19 protein-coding genes are annotated in these 16,228 nt (G+C 41.8%); 14 read left to right on the forward strand and 5 right to left on the reverse strand.

The genetic code is table 11. The features are described from left to right. From WN50_RS05015 to WN50_RS05040, 6 genes are all read left to right on the forward strand, one after another. A partial coding sequence (locus WN50_RS05015) for a zinc ribbon domain-containing protein (protein WP_049558223.1) occupies positions 1-439 on the forward strand: 439 nt, incomplete at its 5' end. A 66-nt stretch (positions 440-505) separates the two neighbouring features. After that, the gene (ndhC, locus tag WN50_RS05020) at positions 506-868 is read left to right on the forward strand and encodes a photosynthetic/respiratory NAD(P)H-quinone oxidoreductase subunit C (RefSeq protein ID WP_046281725.1); all 363 of its coding nucleotides are present in this window, start codon (positions 506-508) and stop codon (positions 866-868) included. Positions 869-891: 23 nt separating this feature from the next. Next, complete coding sequence (ndhK, locus tag WN50_RS05025) at positions 892-1,617, forward strand: photosynthetic/respiratory NAD(P)H-quinone oxidoreductase subunit K (RefSeq protein ID WP_046281724.1); 726 nt, start codon at positions 892-894, stop codon at positions 1,615-1,617. Further along, entirely contained in the window at positions 1,610-2,116 is a 507-nt protein-coding gene (locus WN50_RS05030) for an NAD(P)H-quinone oxidoreductase subunit J (RefSeq protein ID WP_046281723.1), read from the forward strand. The genes ndhK and WN50_RS05030 overlap by 8 nt, the downstream gene beginning before the upstream one ends. Before the next feature lie 443 nt (positions 2,117-2,559). Next, positions 2,560-4,137 carry an SdrD B-like domain-containing protein gene (locus WN50_RS05035; protein ID WP_046281722.1) on the forward strand — a complete coding sequence of 526 codons (1,578 nt, stop codon included), beginning with the start codon at positions 2,560-2,562 and terminating at the stop codon, positions 4,135-4,137. Positions 4,138-4,370: 233 nt separating this feature from the next. Then, positions 4,371-5,636: a M16 family metallopeptidase gene (locus WN50_RS05040; protein ID WP_046281721.1), complete on the forward strand. Its 1,266-nt coding sequence runs from the start codon at positions 4,371-4,373 to the stop codon at positions 5,634-5,636. A 46-nt stretch (positions 5,637-5,682) separates the two neighbouring features. Here the strand turns inward: WN50_RS05040 and WN50_RS05045 are convergent, their stop codons facing one another. The 4 genes from WN50_RS05045 to WN50_RS05060 all read right to left on the reverse strand — a co-directional run bounded on the left by WN50_RS05045 (position 5,683) and on the right by WN50_RS05060 (position 9,448). Next, complete coding sequence (locus WN50_RS05045) at positions 5,683-6,762, reverse strand: DUF3616 domain-containing protein (protein ID WP_046281720.1); 1,080 nt, start codon at positions 6,760-6,762, stop codon at positions 5,683-5,685. A 54-nt stretch (positions 6,763-6,816) separates the two neighbouring features. Then, a complete protein-coding gene (locus tag WN50_RS05050; protein WP_152964709.1) occupies positions 6,817-7,602 on the reverse strand; it encodes a DUF1206 domain-containing protein in 786 nt (261 codons plus the stop codon). A 42-nt stretch (positions 7,603-7,644) separates the two neighbouring features. Continuing rightward, complete coding sequence (locus tag WN50_RS05055; RefSeq protein ID WP_152964710.1) at positions 7,645-8,460, reverse strand: DUF2382 domain-containing protein; 816 nt, start codon at positions 8,458-8,460, stop codon at positions 7,645-7,647. A gap of 163 nt (positions 8,461-8,623) precedes the next feature. Further along, positions 8,624-9,448, reverse strand: a complete 825-nt coding sequence (locus WN50_RS05060) for a DUF2382 domain-containing protein (RefSeq protein ID WP_046281719.1) — start codon at positions 9,446-9,448, stop codon at positions 8,624-8,626. A gap of 226 nt (positions 9,449-9,674) precedes the next feature. Here WN50_RS05060 and WN50_RS31310 point away from each other — a divergent pair, with 226 nt between their 5' ends. The 6 genes from WN50_RS31310 to WN50_RS05090 all read left to right on the forward strand — a co-directional run bounded on the left by WN50_RS31310 (position 9,675) and on the right by WN50_RS05090 (position 14,732). After that, a complete protein-coding gene (locus tag WN50_RS31310) occupies positions 9,675-10,763 on the forward strand; it encodes a general stress protein (RefSeq protein WP_063847364.1) in 1,089 nt (362 codons plus the stop codon). Between the two features lie 40 nt (positions 10,764-10,803). Next, positions 10,804-11,259, forward strand: coding sequence for a BON domain-containing protein (locus tag WN50_RS05070; protein WP_046281718.1), 456 nt, complete (start codon positions 10,804-10,806; stop codon positions 11,257-11,259). Positions 11,260-11,370: 111 nt separating this feature from the next. After that, the gene (locus tag WN50_RS05075) at positions 11,371-12,462 is read left to right on the forward strand and encodes a potassium channel family protein (protein WP_046281717.1); all 1,092 of its coding nucleotides are present in this window, start codon (positions 11,371-11,373) and stop codon (positions 12,460-12,462) included. A 24-nt stretch (positions 12,463-12,486) separates the two neighbouring features. Further along, positions 12,487-12,966: a sodium:calcium antiporter gene (locus tag WN50_RS05080; protein WP_053221435.1), complete on the forward strand. Its 480-nt coding sequence runs from the start codon at positions 12,487-12,489 to the stop codon at positions 12,964-12,966. Between the two features lie 88 nt (positions 12,967-13,054). Continuing rightward, positions 13,055-13,249, forward strand: a complete 195-nt coding sequence (locus WN50_RS05085; protein ID WP_046281716.1) for a hypothetical protein — start codon at positions 13,055-13,057, stop codon at positions 13,247-13,249. Positions 13,250-13,373: 124 nt separating this feature from the next. After that, the gene (locus tag WN50_RS05090; RefSeq protein ID WP_235440835.1) at positions 13,374-14,732 is read left to right on the forward strand and encodes a hypothetical protein; all 1,359 of its coding nucleotides are present in this window, start codon (positions 13,374-13,376) and stop codon (positions 14,730-14,732) included. Between the two features lie 177 nt (positions 14,733-14,909). Here WN50_RS05090 and WN50_RS05095 read toward each other — a convergent pair whose 3' ends face one another. Beyond that, on the reverse strand, positions 14,910-15,182 hold the full coding sequence (locus WN50_RS05095; protein WP_046281715.1) for a GlsB/YeaQ/YmgE family stress response membrane protein: 273 nt from the start codon (positions 15,180-15,182) through the stop codon (positions 14,910-14,912). Positions 15,183-15,432: 250 nt separating this feature from the next. Between WN50_RS05095 and psb35 the strand changes: the two genes are divergently transcribed. Together psb35 and WN50_RS05105 are read left to right on the forward strand one after the other, a co-directional pair. Beyond that, entirely contained in the window at positions 15,433-15,627 is a 195-nt protein-coding gene (psb35, locus tag WN50_RS05100; RefSeq protein ID WP_425354778.1) for a photosystem II assembly protein Psb35, read from the forward strand. A gap of 118 nt (positions 15,628-15,745) precedes the next feature. Beyond that, on the forward strand, positions 15,746-16,063 hold the full coding sequence (locus WN50_RS05105) for a hypothetical protein (protein ID WP_046281713.1): 318 nt from the start codon (positions 15,746-15,748) through the stop codon (positions 16,061-16,063). Positions 16,064-16,228 lie beyond the last annotated feature (165 nt).

Here is a 16,228-nt window from a genome sequence, read left to right on the forward strand (position 1 = left end):
CGTCAAAATCAGGCTAAAAATCCGTTGTTTAATTGATGAACTCCATCACAAAGCCGCTCGATTTTTAGTCGATAATTTTGATGTCATTCTTCTACCGACATTTGAGACTTCCCAGATGGCTTTAAAAGCTACCCGCAAAATTAGAGTAAAGTCAGCCAGAAATATGCTGTCATTTGCTCACTATCGATTTCAACAATTTCTTAAGCATAAAGCTTTTGAGACTGGTAAATTAGTCCTTGATGTCTGTGAAGCCTACACCAGTAAAACAGTTAGCTGGACTGGAGAAATTGTCAACGTGGGTGGTTCTAAGTTAATCAAATCAAAAATAGATGGTCGTGTGATGGACAGAGACATAAATGGCGCACGAGGTATTTTTCTTCGTGCTTTGGTAGATATACCCTGGATGCAACAACATCTTGCATTTGTTAATGAAAGTTAGCAAAAAAGTATCGGCAACTATATAATGTAAAAGACAATTTAGTACACTTGCACTCAATCAGCCATCGTGTTTGTTCTTCCTGGCTATGAATACTTTCTAGGCTTCCTGATTATCTGTAGCCTAGTTCCCGTTCTCGCTCTTGGTACATCCAAGCTCGTCCGTCCCAAAAGCCGAAGTGGCGCCCGACGCACCACCTATGAGTCGGGTTGTGAACCCATCGGAGGCGCTTGGATTCAGTTCAATATTCGCTACTATATGTTTGCCCTGGTGTTTGTCATTTTTGACGTAGAGACGGTGTTTCTTTACCCCTGGGCTGTAGCCTTCCACAAGTTGGGATTATTAGCGTTTATCGAGGCTTTGATTTTTATTACCATTCTTGTGATTGCCTTAGTTTATGCGTGGCGTAAAGGCGCGTTGGAATGGTCTTAAGTCGTTAGAATCACACAGAAATTATGACAAGCCAGAGTATTACCCCGGAAACCGGAAAAATCATTAATCCCATTGAGCGACCTCAAGTTACTCAAGAACTGTCAGAAAACGTTGTCTTAACGACCGTTGATGACTTGTACAACTGGGCGAGACTGTCGAGTTTGTGGCCGTTGCTATATGGTACGGCTTGCTGCTTTATCGAATTTGCTGCTTTAATTGGTTCTCGCTTCGACTTTGATCGCTTTGGTTTGGTGCCTCGTTCAAGTCCTCGTCAAGCGGATTTGTTGATCACTGCCGGAACCATCACGATGAAATATGCCCCTGTGTTAGTCCGGTTGTACGAACAAATGCCCGAACCCAAGTATGTAATTGCAATGGGGGCTTGCACGATTACGGGCGGGATGTTTAGTATGGACTCGACGACGGCGGTCAGGGGTGTAGATAAATTAATCCCGGTGGATGTCTATATTCCCGGTTGTCCTCCTCGTCCAGAAGCGATCATTGATGCGATCATCAAACTGCGGAAGAAAATTGCCAATGATTCCCTACAAGAACGGGGAAACCTCCAACAAACTCATCGCTACTATACCCGTTCTCATCAGATGAAGGTGGTTGAACCGATTTTAACGGGTCAATATTTACAATCAGAAACTCGTCAAGTTCCACCCAAACAATTAACGGAAGCAATGGGAATGCCCGTACCCCCAGCAATGCTAATCGAACAAACCAAGGAGGAACAGCGTGGCTGAGACGGAAGAAGCAGCAATTGTTGAAGCTGGTCCAATTTCTCAATGGCTGAGTCAAAATGGATTTGAACATGAATCGTTAGAACGAAATCACTCGGGAGTAGAGATCATTAAGGTCAGTCGAGATTACTTGATTCCCTTATCTACAGCCCTCTATGCCAAAGGATTTAACTGTCTACGATGTCAATGTGCCTATGACCTTGGCCCGGGCGAAGATCTCGTCAGTGTCTATCATTTGGTAAAAATTGACGATGATGTGGAACAACCCGAGGAAGTTTGCGTCAAGGTATTCGTTCCAAGAGATGATCCCAGGGTTCCGTCAGTGTACTGGATTTGGAAGGCTGCCGACTACCAAGAACGGGAGTCTTATGATATGTACGGTATCGTTTACGAAGGTCATCCTAATCTGAAGCGAATTTTAATGCCAGAAGATTGGGTGGGCTGGCCGTTGCGAAAAGACTATATCTCTCCTGATTTCCATGAGTTGCAAGATGCCTATTAACGATTGTCGGGTCAGATTAATGACTGATTAATACAAACGGCACTCCTGTCAATTGGAGGGAGTGCTGATTACAATCTAAAGGAAATAGGCAAAAGCAATCTACAGTGGGATGGAGGCAGCCCAAACGCATTGCCAGATTTCGGAAAAGTCTGGTATAGTTGCCTACGATTAGGTAGCATTTATGTCTAGCCTAAGCTTCGTTATTTTTAGCCGCAGGGCTTGCGGTGTCAGCCTGTGGAGCGAGTGTAAGACCTGAAAGATTTCTAAGTCTAGAGGGCCTCTGCATTGAAGCAGGAACCTAAATCGTGAGGTTTAGGAATCTTCTCCCTTCAGGGAGGAAAGGATGCCAAGAGAGCGCATATGTACGATACCATTTAGGTTGCAACATTATACAGTCCTGCGGGACTTGTCTTCGTACAATACTTTGGTGGAGGAGTTTAATTGTGAGTACTATTCGAGGATCAGTATTTCAGGATCTTAACGGTAACGCTATTTTTGATTTGGGAGAAGGTCTTCCCAACGTTACTGTATTTTTGGATGATAATGGGGATGGTTTACCCACCGATCTCGAACAGGTCAGGCTGACCGATTTCAACGGTGAATACACATTTGCTGATTTACCGGCAGGAACCTTTGTTCTCGATCAGGTTACACCCCCAGGCTTCAATGAACCTCTAGGAGTTCCCATCTCCCTAGCAACAACGGGCGATGTAAACGAACGGATTGATGTCAACATCCTTAATGTCAATCCCGTCCCACCTGTCAATCCAGTTCCAACAACCACAACTCTTAGCGGTGCGGTTTATGTTGATAATAACAGAAACGGGATTTACGAACCCTTTGGAGAATTGGGTGAACCCACGTTAGCGGAAGGGTTTCCCAACGCAGCTATCTACATTGACCTCAACAACAGTGGTTTCTTTGAATTCAGCGAACCCTCAGCAATCCCGAACGAAGCTGGATTCTATATCTTTGAGGGCTTACCCCCGGGTTCCTATCTGCTGAGAGCTGATCTCCCGAGTGGATTTGAGTTAATCGATGATGATAGCTCGATTGAGGGTAACTCAATTGTTGCTAATGTCAATTTTGGTATCAATCAATTTGATATCGGGGTGATTAACCCGAACAGTGTCTACGGTCGTGTAATCCGTGATATCAATGGTGATGGTATACCCAATCCTGATGAACCTGCACAGGAGAATATAGACGTTACAATCGTTAACCGGAACACCGATGACATTGAAACAGCTACGACAGATAATAACGGGTTTTACATCATTGATGGTTTAGATACCGCGATTGACGGAGAAGATGATCCCCAAAACCCCTTTGCAAACTACATTGCCAGAACTGAACCTGAACGGTTTGCCAACGCATTTGAGATAGAGTTTGGTACGCCTTCAAGTAGTTATGTGTTTACTTCTCCGGTTCCTCCCGTGGGTGCGTTTCCAGGGGAAATCGGCCTCACACTCGTTCAAGGGGAGAGCCTGCAAGTCAACGCTACACTGGTGTTTAATCCTGCGGGATCGTCTTTATTGCTGCCCAATAGTATTGCCGGTGTCGTCTTTAATGACCGCAATGCCAACTCCCTGCTTGACTTTGACCCAGTGACGGGTCTAGCAGATGATCTGGTCACAGATGCGACCCTGTTTATTGATCTCGATGATGATGGTGTCCGTGGGGACGATGAACCGACCACCACAACGGACTTTAACGGAAACTTTGCCTTTACCAATTTACTACCCACACCGAATATTGATCCGATCACAGGTCTTGCTGCGATCGAAGATACCTATGTCGTTCGAGTTGAGCCAACAGACGATCTGGGGAACTTAACCACTCCAATTGCTGCGATCACTCTAGGTGCTGGCGAAGCTGCTCAATTAACCTTCGGACTTTCGGGTGTAGTTCCCTTCCCGCCCGAAAACCAATTTGCTCAAGTGGGCGGTGGTATCGACGCCGATGCTCTGATTCCCGTCAGAGGCTTCACTCCCACAGTCGCGACATTCCCAGTTGTCTAATTCGGATTTACAACTCGACGGTTTAATGAGAAGTCGTTAAGTTTTTTGTATTGAGTCATCCCTAGAAAGATCAAGGTGAATTTGATCAACCTTCATCCTTTTCTGGGGTGATTTTTTTTGTAGATTTTCAGCATTATATCAAAAAATGTATCAAGATACTCAGATCATCAACAGAGAAAACGATATTATGAAATAATTAGGAAAAAATTAAGTTAAGTTTAACTTCAATCAAATTGTATCAACAGCAAACGGCTTTAAAGTTTCCTGCCAGTATCTTTCGATTAGACAACGGATTAACCATTATTCATCAGGAGATCTCTGCAACTCCAGTGGTCGTAGTCGATGTTTGGGTTAGAGCTGGAGCTGTGCAGGAGCCTGATCATTGGTCAGGTATGGCTCATTTCCTAGAACACATGATTTTTAAAGGGACAGACAAAATCGCTCCCGGAATCTTTGACCAAGTGATCGAAAGTCGAGGGGGAGTCACGAATGCCGCTACAAGTCACGACTACGCCCACTTCTACATCACAACCGCCGAGCAGTACCTCGAAGATACCCTAACCCCTTTGGGAGAATTGCTCTTACAAGCGAAGATTCCTGATGATGAATTTATCCGAGAGCGGGATGTAGTCCTCGAAGAAATTCGTCAAGCGCAAGATGATGTAGACTCCATTGAGTTTCAGTTGATAATGGAAAATATCTATAGTCATCATCCCTACGGGCGTCCGGTGCTGGGAACTCCTGAGAAATTAATGCAGCGATCGCCAGAAGAAATGCGCTGTTTTCATCAATGTCATTACCAACCGGACAATATGGCGGTTGTGATCGTTGGGGGAGTCAAACAAAATCGGGCGATTAATGCGATCAAACAGGCTTTTGATTCCTTTCCCTCTCCTCAAAACTGTCCTTGTATCGGGTTAACGCCTGAACCAAAAATTAGAGAAATTCGTCGCCAGGAACTGCAATTACCAAATGCTGAACAAGCCCGATTAACTTTAGCTTGGCTTGGCCCGGATGTCAAACAGTTGCGAGAGGCCTATGGCTTAGATTTGCTTTCGGTGATCCTCGCCGAAGGACGAACTTCTCGTTTAGTGCGGATGTTGCGGGAGGAATTGCAACTGGTTGATCATGTGATGAGTAACTTTTCTTTGCAACAACAATCGAGCTTGCTGACGATTAGTGCTTTGTTAGATACACAGCATATTGAAACCGTTGAAACGCTAATTCGTGATTGTATTTCCTCACTGCAAAGCGAACCGATTTCTGAACTCGAACTGAAACGGAGTCAACGTTTACTCTGTAATGATTACGCTTTTTCCACAGAAACACCCGATCAGTTAGCGGGTTTGTATGGCTATTACTTTACGGTTGCCGAACCCGAGTTATCGATGATTTATCCCACTGAAATTCAATCTTTTGAACCTGATGATTTGCAAGAACTAGCGCGAAAATACTTAAGTTTAGATTGCCATGCCGTGACGGTGATTCTACCGGGTTAGAAATACAGATTCAATCACACAGACAGGTCATGGCACTTCTCTAAAGTTAGGACTCTAGACGATAAACATCCGCCAGCAATTCATTCGCTTTGAGCCTTCTTTCTGGAGCGGGAGCATCATAGATAATCAATATAGAATTAGATTCTCCTAAACAGGGAAAATGAGCAATACCTTCGGCGTTATCGGCTCCTACTTTAATCGGCAAATCAAACATCACTTCTAAATGTTTGGAGTCCTGCCAATAAATCATTTCTTCAGTTCGCTTCTCAATATTTTTTAAGCGAAAGATTCGCATTGCCCCATTTAGATCCATTGTGGGGCCGGCGAGAATAATTAAATCTCCATCATGTAAATAAAGTTCTCGAATTCCTAATCCATCCAAGTCAATAAAATGTTTTCGATAGAGTTCTCCCTCTTTTTCCATCGGTTTAAGCATGAGAACACCCGGTTTTTTTTCGGCAACTTCGATCTCTAAAATAATCGCTAAACCTCGCAAAACAGGCCCTCTTAACCCTAAGAAAATCCGATCACCATGAATGGCTAACCCCTCAATATCAAGTCCGTTATCTTTTGAGGGTAAACCACTGGAAACAATGGCACCAATATGAGGATCTTTTTTGAGACTTTCAACTAAAATATTACCTTCTTTTGTTGTTTCTAAACGAGCGGCTGTCAGTTTTTTCTCAGGATCATCTTTCAACGTACAAGACTTAACCAAATTTCCATCAATAACAGGAATACGAGCAATTAAATAACGATTCGCCTCCGATGTCACCTGAGATAACCGCTCAACATCTTTTTGGGGATCTTTTCCCTTGGGTTTTTTGCGTTTGGTACTGTGAGAACCCATCACCCATAAGTAACCCTGAGAATAATCTAAACCTTCGATATCAATTTCATCCTCAGTATTGGGGAGTTCAAGAAAATCCGAAAGAGGAAAATGCTTGTGATTGCTAAAAACAAACGGTTCAACTGGGGAAAGTCGCTCGACTCCCAACAACTCATCAGAACCCACCCACAAACTACCATCGGGTGTCATCACTGCTGCTGAGAGTTCACCGACTAAATCATCGGAACCATCTTCAAAGCGTAGTAATACTCGACTCAGTAAAAAACCTTCTGACATTGGCTTGATTAATCACAGTTGTCTTTGATGTTGTGATCTTACTCGATTTTTGGCTTAGGTGGTTTTAAACTGACAATAACGAGCTTGTACAATCATATAAATTCCATAGGCAACCAAACCTAAAGCCACTATTGCCAGTAAAATTTTACCATAGGGCTGCTGTGCTAAGGTTTGTAACGCTCCCTCGAGTCCCTCAACTTGACTGGGATCAAATTGTCGAGCGGCTTGAATTAAAAAGAAACCTAACATCATAAAAATAACGCCTCTCGCGGCAATTCCAAAGCGACAGACGTTTATAATTAATTTTTCTTGTTTATAATCAAGTTCTGCTAAATTCAACTTCTTCTGAAACTTCGTCTGATAGGCTTGATAAATAAAATATAAACCTAGTCCCATAATAAGCAGACCCAGAGTTCCGACTAACCACTGACCAAAGGGTTGTGAGAGTACACGAGCCGTCCAAGTTTGTTGGCTATTACCTCCACCAATACTCGATCCAATTGCTAATAAAGCGGCATTGAAGGCTAAACTGGCATAGATTAAACCACTAAGAATATAACCCAGCCTTTTGGCAATTCCTTTAGCATCTGTTCCTTTATTTTCAGGATCTTTGATGGCTTCTACAAATCGCCAGATGACATATCCTACTAAACCAACTGCGACTAAAATTAATAAAATTTGTCCAAAAGGTTGAGCAGCAATGGTTCGGAAAGCACCGTTGATATCGGTTGTTTTTCCGTTGGAATTACCAAAGGCAGCCATGACTGCTAATAAACCAATTAACCCATAAACAGCTCCTTTTGTTGCATATCCAAAACGAGCTAATCTTTCGACCCACATGATGCAACTCCATTCATTTAAAAAAGTTATAAACATCATCAACTAGGAGTTAGTACAGCGATCAAAGAGTTCTTGATACTGTTGCTGATGTTGGGGATTATCGAGAACTAATTCAACTCTCACTCTAGCGCATCCATGAGAATGATCTAGGGCTATAGTTTGTAATAAATCACTGGCTGCTTTTAAAGAAGCAAATTCCCCTTTCACGCTGACTTGATGAGGTCTAAGTTTGGTTGATTCTAGTTCAACTCCCGTTATTTTTCCTTGTGATAAATCAATTTCAGCTAGGGGTTTTCCAGGCGATCCAACTTGTTCTACAATTAATTTTTCTCGTCTAACTGGAACTTCAACGATTTCAGTTTCCACTGTTTTACGAACGATCACTTCACCAATTTTTCGCCGTTCGTGCTTCACCGACAATCGTTCAGAAAGTAGACGAATTGTTTCATGATCTAGGGTCTTTGTAAAGGATTCATCTGCCCAATTAGTAAGATCATCGTTATCATCATTTTCTGAATCATCAACCGTTTCAATCTTTTTCTGTTCGGTTACATTTTCACTCAAATGAGCTGAATATTGATTCAACTTTTCTCGCATTTTATCCGTTAATTCGATAAAAAATCGATGATCATCTAAATCTACTTTTAGGATCGACTTTTGATGAACTCTAAACAAAGGCTTTGATTGTCCAGGCAGAGAAAAAAGAATCTGAATTGGGTCAGACTCATTTTTTAATACTCGTTCGACTTGACCGATTAATTCTCCTTGTTCATCGACAACCGAATAGGTCTGAACATCTTGAAGATTTAATGAATTATCAGGAGAAGAAACAGTAGGATAACGCTCTTGAGTAGTCATATTATGATGTTGATATAAGTTGATTCGCTAAAAAATTAAGTTTTTATTGAGTTAAAATTGAATAGAGGCGTTAGGTGGCTGGTGTTAGAAATAATCTAAGACCAGAAAAACCACCTAAGACCCAAACTCAACCTAACTATCACGGCTTTTGATCAACCCGGTTTTATCGTTTAACAACGGGTTTTCCATCTTTATCAACCCGCAATTCTTCACGACGGAGGGTTTCTTCAGCCGTTACAATATCGCGATCAACTTCTTTGCGGACATTCACTTCTTCACGCACATAAGCTTCCTTGTGAATATCTGCGGTTTCTTCGTAAATATCCATACGAGCGACTTCACCTTCTTTAAAATTCGCAGTACCCGGTGTTACCACTTCTCCGGCATTTGAAGGAGTCGTTCGTTCAACAACTACACGCTCTTTTTCAATCGGAACAGAAGCCTGAGCTTTCTCTGTTTCTACGGTTTTTCCGATAACAACCTCTCCCGCTTTATGACGATCTTTATTCGCAATTAAGCGTTCTTCATAGAGCTTGAGTGTACCATGATCGCGCTCGTTGAGATCAAATAATTCTTGATCGTTCTCATAGCGGTAGTTAGTACCATTACCATTCGCTACAGGTTGACGAGTGCGATAACTTTGGCGAACCCGTTCTTCGTAGTCATAATCTACACTCATATTGCTATCATACTTCGGTAAAGCCTCAGCTTGTTCTCTGCTGGTTAAACCCAAAGCATATAGCTTACGATCATTAAAATCAATCCGAGAACGACCGACAGGTAATAAGACCTTCTTACCAAAAATCCAGAAACCTGTGTCAATTACAAAATAACGAATTCGACCTGCTTCATCAACTAAAGCATCATCAACTGAACCGATTTTTTCGTTACTGGTTCCCGCATAAACGGTATAACCTTTGAAGTCGTTTCCTTTAAACAACTCATCCACGTAGTTGGGATAGTATTCTTTAATTCTTACTAATGTCATAATTTATTGTGTTTTTGTTTCAACTACACTTACCATATTAGAAAATGAGCGAGTGTAATCAATCCCCCCACCGGGAGATTTAAAAGCTATGTCGGGGGATGGATGATAAAAATAGAGAAAAATTTAGATACTTAAGGAAACAAAGATAAAAATTATCTTAACCTTTCTAAAGATTCAAGAAAGGGCTATTGAAATTGAGAAAATTAGAGAGTAAGAGGGTAAAAATATGACAAGAGCAGCAACAGACTACAAACGAGGAGTTGGAGTTTTTCAAACACGGAGACAGGTAGAACAAGCACTGGATCAATTACGCGATCGCAATTTTGATCTCAAACAAGTTTCTGTGATTGCGCCGGACTTCGATAGAGACTCAGAAGTTGAAGTTTATACTCATTCTGAAGGCAATCACGCGGATACAGGGGCGGTTTCCGGTGCGATCGCCGGAGGGACGCTCGGTATCATCACTGGATTATTAGTCGGTTTGGGAGCGGTGGCAATCCCCGGAATTGGGCCGATTTTATTAGCAGGTGCCGAAGCAACCGCGTTGGCGACAACCTTAGCGGGAACGGCGATAGGTGCCGCATCCGGCGGAATTATCGGGGCTTTAATTGGTTTAGGGATACCTGAAGATCAGGCGAAAGTTTATAATGATCGACTCTCCCAACATCAATATATTGTCATCGTAACCGGAACACCCCGAACGGTTGATCAAGCAGAAGACATCCTTCGCCATCAAGGAATAGAACAATGGCACGTTTATGATGCTTTGCAAGTTGAAGTCACACCGATGATCGATGATGAGGTTTCCAGTTCTTCTTTTGCAGATCAACAAAGAGCGATCATTACTCCCCCCGAAATCAAACGAAAAGTTAGACATCCAGAACATTCTGAACGGATCGAACGAGAAGAAAGAACAATTATTACCCCTCGTGTTGAGACAAAAAACTCTATTGAATACGATGGCAGACCGGAAGTGATTGAGTATCAACAACGTCAACAAACCGTCACTACCACTCCGTCAGAAGTCAAACAAAACGTTGTATATCAAGGAGATCCCAAAATGATGAAACGTCAAGAAAGATCCAATGTAAACCCTCGCGTCGAGGCTAAAAAGTCGGTTGAATATGAGCAGCCACTAGAGATAGAAAATCCTGTTGAATACGATCAACAACGTCAAGTAAAAGTGAATTCACTAGAGAATCTCAAACAAGAGGATCGCCAAATGAGGAATGGTCAAAAAGGAGCAAAACATTCAGAATTTGTCGTGATTGATCGACGGGATGCTCAATACAAATCCCCTGAAAAACGTCAGTAAAAACTTCATATTATTCAAAAATTAAATAGGAGTAAACAACATGAAAAAGTTAACATCTTTAATGATTGGGAGCCTAGTTTTATTAGGTGCGGCTGGATGTGATGTTGCTCGTACCAGTGCTGACGCTCCCACCTCTATCGACGGTGAAGTTAAAAATCCCCGAATGATAGAAGAAACAAAACAAGACGCGGATAAAAATATTCGTCAAGCGCAATTAAACTCAGATATTCGGGCGCGAGAAGAACGTAATAATTGGTCTGGAGATCGACAAGAACGTTCGGATTCGGATCTTGAAAGCGAAGTTCGTGCTAAATTAGAAGCGAATATTCAGGGAAGTAAACTCACCGTTCAAGCCGAAGATGGTGCAGTAATAATCGCTGGAACCGTACCCAGTCAACGAGAATATGAAACGATTGAACCGTTATCCAAAGAAATTCTTGGGGTTGATTCGGTTGATATTAGTAGGGTCGAAGTCGTAGAACCTACAGAATCTTAGTAAGCGGTTCATAAACTAACTAAAAATTAAGACCAATTTTTGAAGTAGAGACGTGCCAGGGCGCGTCTCTATAAAGATTGAGAAAGGTGTGGTAAAAAGGGATTTATATTCATGTCATTTGGGCTGACTGTTTTTGGCATCTTCATTTTATTGATTGTTACGCTTGATGTATTGATCACCACCTTAACCGTTGGTGGGGGAGGTCCGCTCACCAGCCGACTCTCAGCCAGAATATGGGCGATCGCCTTGAAACTTCATCGTCATCATTCCAATCATCGCATTTTAGGGACAATCGGCTTATCACTGTTGGTTTTTATGACATTGCTGTGGTTTGCTTTAACTTGGTTAGCATGGACGCTGGTGTTTGTCTCAGGTGAAGGGGCGGTGGTGACATCTTCTAATTTAATCCCGGCGACGTTTTGGGAGAGAGTCTACTTTGTCGGTTATACCCTCTCAACTTTAGGACAGGGAAACTATCAACCCCAAGGTTCTCCTTGGCAAATTGCGACGGCGATCACTTCAATTAACGGCTTTTTTCTCGTCACCCTCACCTTTGCTTATTTGGTACCGGTGGTTTCTGCGGCGAGTCAAAAACGTTCTTGTGCGACTTATATTGCTTCTTTGGGCGGTACCGCAGATGAGATCATTACCCGGGCTTGGAATGGCAAAGACTTCGGACAACTCGATCAACATCTGATCGCTTTAAGTGCCATGCTCACCCAACTGGGGGAAAATCATCTAACTTATCCGATTCTGCACTATTTCCACAGTATTGAGCGTTATCGCGCCATGACCCTGAGTATAGTTGCCCTTGATGATGCCTTAACTTTACTGCAATATGGCATTCCCCCCAACCATCAACCCGATGGGGCGGCGCTGCGATCGGTTCGTCGGGCGAGTGCTGCTTTTGTTGCTACCCTGAAGTCTGCCTATCTCAACCCCACTGAAGAAACTCCCCCCTTACCTGCTTTAAAATTGGTTCGACTTGAGGGAATTCCTACTGTCAGCGACTCCCAATTTCAACAGGCGACTCAACACCTCTCTCAACGCCGACGCATTTTGTTAGAGTTAATTCGCAATGATGGCTGGACTTGGGATGCGATCGCTTCGACTCGAACCACCTCTCGGGCGAGTAATTTAGACGATCATAGTGCGCTCGATGATGTTGTTTACATGGGAGTTGATCGGCTCCCCAAAACTTAGAATTTTAAATTAGGAAAATCAAGAATGAGCGAGTCATTAGAAGTTAATTTACTTCTGTTTATTTTGTCAGCAGTTATCATTGGAGTCTGCGGAACTAAACTTTCTAAAGTTGCCGATCAACTTGCTGATGCAACCGGGTTAGGTGAAACGGTTGTGGGCGGATTATTTATTGCGATTTCGACTTCTTTACCGGAGTTGGTGACTTCTGTTGCTGCGGTGAAACGGGGCGCATTAACTTTAGCCATTAGTGGGATTATTGGCGGGAATACTTTTGATGTTCTGTTATTGTCTTTTTCCGATTTTGCTTATCCCGAAGGTTCGATTTATCATGCAATTACCCAGTCGGAAGTGTTTGTGATTGCTTTAACGATTTTAATGACATCAATTCTGCTGTTGGGACTCCTCAGACGGGAAAAGTCCGGTATTGGTAATATTGGTTTTGAAACCTTTTCAATTCTTTTGCTTTATCTGGGCGGTTTTGTGGTTTTATTAACTTGGGGTTGATTTTGATGTTCAATAGGACTCAGTTGCTTGTATAATTATAACGAACTCTGTTGAACCCTAATTACTGAATTTTACTTAAATATCTCCCATGAGTCGTTCTCCAAAAACGGGTACAAAAATTGTCTTATTTACGATGGGAATTGCCCTGATTATTATCGCCGTGATTGTGGTCTTAAGGGGTTTAGGTATTTTATCCGCTATTCCCGACTTTATCATTTGGGCGTTGGTTCTCCTGACCCTCGGAATTGGCATCATCGGAGGGCTAGTCAGTCAGGGAAACTAAAGGTTAGATTAAAACACAATCGCCCACTGTTAGTTTATCGGAGAGGGAAGAATTAGGGACTCTACCGAAAGGAATAGTTATAAATTCTATCGTTGAGGAGAAGCCATCATCTCCTCAAATTGTTATGCTATTAGTTCCGATAGCAGAGGGAAACCGAATTTTGACGATGTTAGAGCAAGCAGCCCAGTTAAAACAGGCGTTAGTGGATTTTGTCTATGATGCAGAGGGAGACTTAGCTGTTGCCTTTGAACAGTATGTCGCCACTCATGGGAGTCGAGATCGTCAAGATATTCGTCTGCAAAACTTGGTTGTAGATATGTTTTTAAATTCCGGGGAAGTTGACGATCAAACTCCGATTGATTTATTCTTGGCGAGTGAGTCGGACTTAAGTGCTAGCGATCGCGATCTGGTTAAACATTGGCAGCAAACCTTCACAGGCTTATTTGAAATCATAGAGATTCAGCCCGAAAGTTTCAAGTTAATGAACTGGTTAACGGCTAAATATTATACGGTTTTTCCGAGTCCCGAAATTTCTCAGTCAGACATGGATAAATGGAAACCGGGTGATATTTTGCTGAGTCGTATTGCTCCTTTACCGGATGGAAACTGGATGTTTTCTGGGGCTTGTATTCCCAAAGGAAAACTGGGTAAACCTAAACTTGCGGTTGTTATTGGTGAATTTAAGGATAACTATCCAAATCAACTCTATGGAGATGCACCTGATCTTTTAGAAAAAGCCTGGGAATCTGTGCTTCAATACCATCAAGAATTTGTTGATTGTTTGGGAAGTGATCGTATTTTATTACCGGGATATCAGCTTAACAAAAAAATTACTGAATTGCAAGAAAGATTAAGCAAAAAACAATTAGAAGCGGCAGGAATTGATAGTTCAAAATCTCTCAAACAGATTATTCAAGAAGCGGGAGTCGATGAGACTGAAATCAAAGCTTCAGCCACAGAAGCGGGTGTCGATGAGAAATCAGTTGAACAAGTGTTAGGAAATAATGACTCTCCGATGCTTTTTCCCAAAGTACAACTTCCCGATGAAATCAAACGGGCGGAACAAGTCATGGCTTTTTCTCATCCTCGTTGGGGTCAAATGTTCGTTCCAACTTATCCTAAATTTGTGAGTGTACTTAAAGCAGAAGATCCGGTTACTCAACCCAATTCTGATAAACTGGTGCGAAAGTATTTAGAAGATAAAGAGATTAATACTTTTATTTGGCAACAACTGAAAGAAGAATATCCAACTCAACTAGAAACTCTCTTAAAAGCAGTATTAGAACGTCCCGATTTTCACTTAGAACGAGATTTTGAATCGATGCTCAAACAATACAATAAATCTCTAGAACCTCAACTTCCAGAAATTGCCAGTGTTCCTCAACATCTGCATCAGTTATTTGAGGAAGCCGTTGCTCAGGTACAGTCCAAATCTAAAAGTAGTAAGAAGAAAAAGAAAGGCAAGGGTTTTCAAGAAGTTTAAGGAATCATGATTTATAGAGGAGTTGTAATAGAATTCTGTTTGCTGATCATAAAAAACAGAGCCTCTTACAGCTCCGCTCAAGAATCGTTCTACTGTCTTACCTGTCCCTATGCACCTTGTTCATACAGTCAAACTCTGAAAAAAAGAGTTTAGTTTAATTTTTGTATTTAGTTCAGTTTAGGCGTGTCTTGCAACTAATCCCCAGATAAAGATCAAAAGCATTGCACCTAATACTGCAAAGATAATACTTGGAATGGTTAATGCTCCGGCTGAGGCGGCGGCGGCACCGCTACTTCCCAATAAAGTTTGACCCAGATAACCACCAACTAATGCACCTAAGATTCCTAGTCCTAATGTGGCAAAAATACCGCCTCCTTGATTACCCGGGTAAATTAGTTTTGCAAGCGCACCTGCAATCAAACCCAAAGCTAACCAAGCTAAAATACCCATAATTTTTTTCCTCAAATTTTTTTCTTGATGTTCTTATCCTATCGCTTTCAGCAGTAGAGCGTCTTCTACCAATAGAAGGAACATATTTAGAGTCCATAGAAAGAGGAAGTGTTAATAATTCTCTATCTGGAGAAATAGCTTTTTATTCACAAGCTCATCACTCAGAGAGATGATTTAACGTCTCATTTAATTCTATATTTAAGTCTAATGAAGTTCCCAATGAACAGGAATAAAAAAGATGAATTTACTGATGAATGCTGGCATAGATGCCGCTCCTCATTTTCCAGTTTCAGCCGTAGTTGTAGGAGTTGTTGGCTTTCTTGCAGCGACTTCAATTGGTTCTATTGCCTGGTACAATTCTAAACGACCTCCGGGTTGGGAAAATAAAGAACGTCCTGATTTTGTTCCCAATGTGGATAAGTCAGAAGATCCGGGTCTAGGTTAATAGATCACTAAAATTCCTAGCATTTTGAATGTTTTTAAATAAGCTAGATCATGCTATAACTCATTTTCAACGATTTAGCTTTCACTTGTAGTTTATCTCTTTTAATAAGGAGGATATTATGGCTGATACTCATAAGAAAACGGGTGGCGATGAAGGTCATTATGATCGTAACATTCAACCTGCTGAAGTTGGCGCTCGTCAGGATAGAGAGGGTGATCAATATAAAAAGTTGCCTGAAAAAGAAGGCGGAATTGATACGACTAAAGGCTACACTGTTGATCAAGAAGGGTTAGCAAATAATTACGCCATTGAACCTGAAATGTACGTTAATACACCTGGAGATTTACGGGAAGAAGAGGAAGCTGAAAAACAAGAACGGGTGGAAGAGTTAAAAGAGGTTAAAAAACACGGTCAAAAAGGTCAAGGTGTGATCTAATCTAGGCTTTATCTCCAAAAAAGATAGATAGGAGCTTTATCTCCCGCAAAGGTTTGCCCAATCTTGCAAACTTCAATAGCGGGAGTTTTTCTGATCTAAATTTTCAAAAATATTAAGCTGTAAAAATATTGTTATAAAAATCAGTCTTTTGACGGATTAGTTTAT

The sequence above is a fragment of the Limnoraphis robusta CS-951 genome (genome assembly GCF_000972705.2).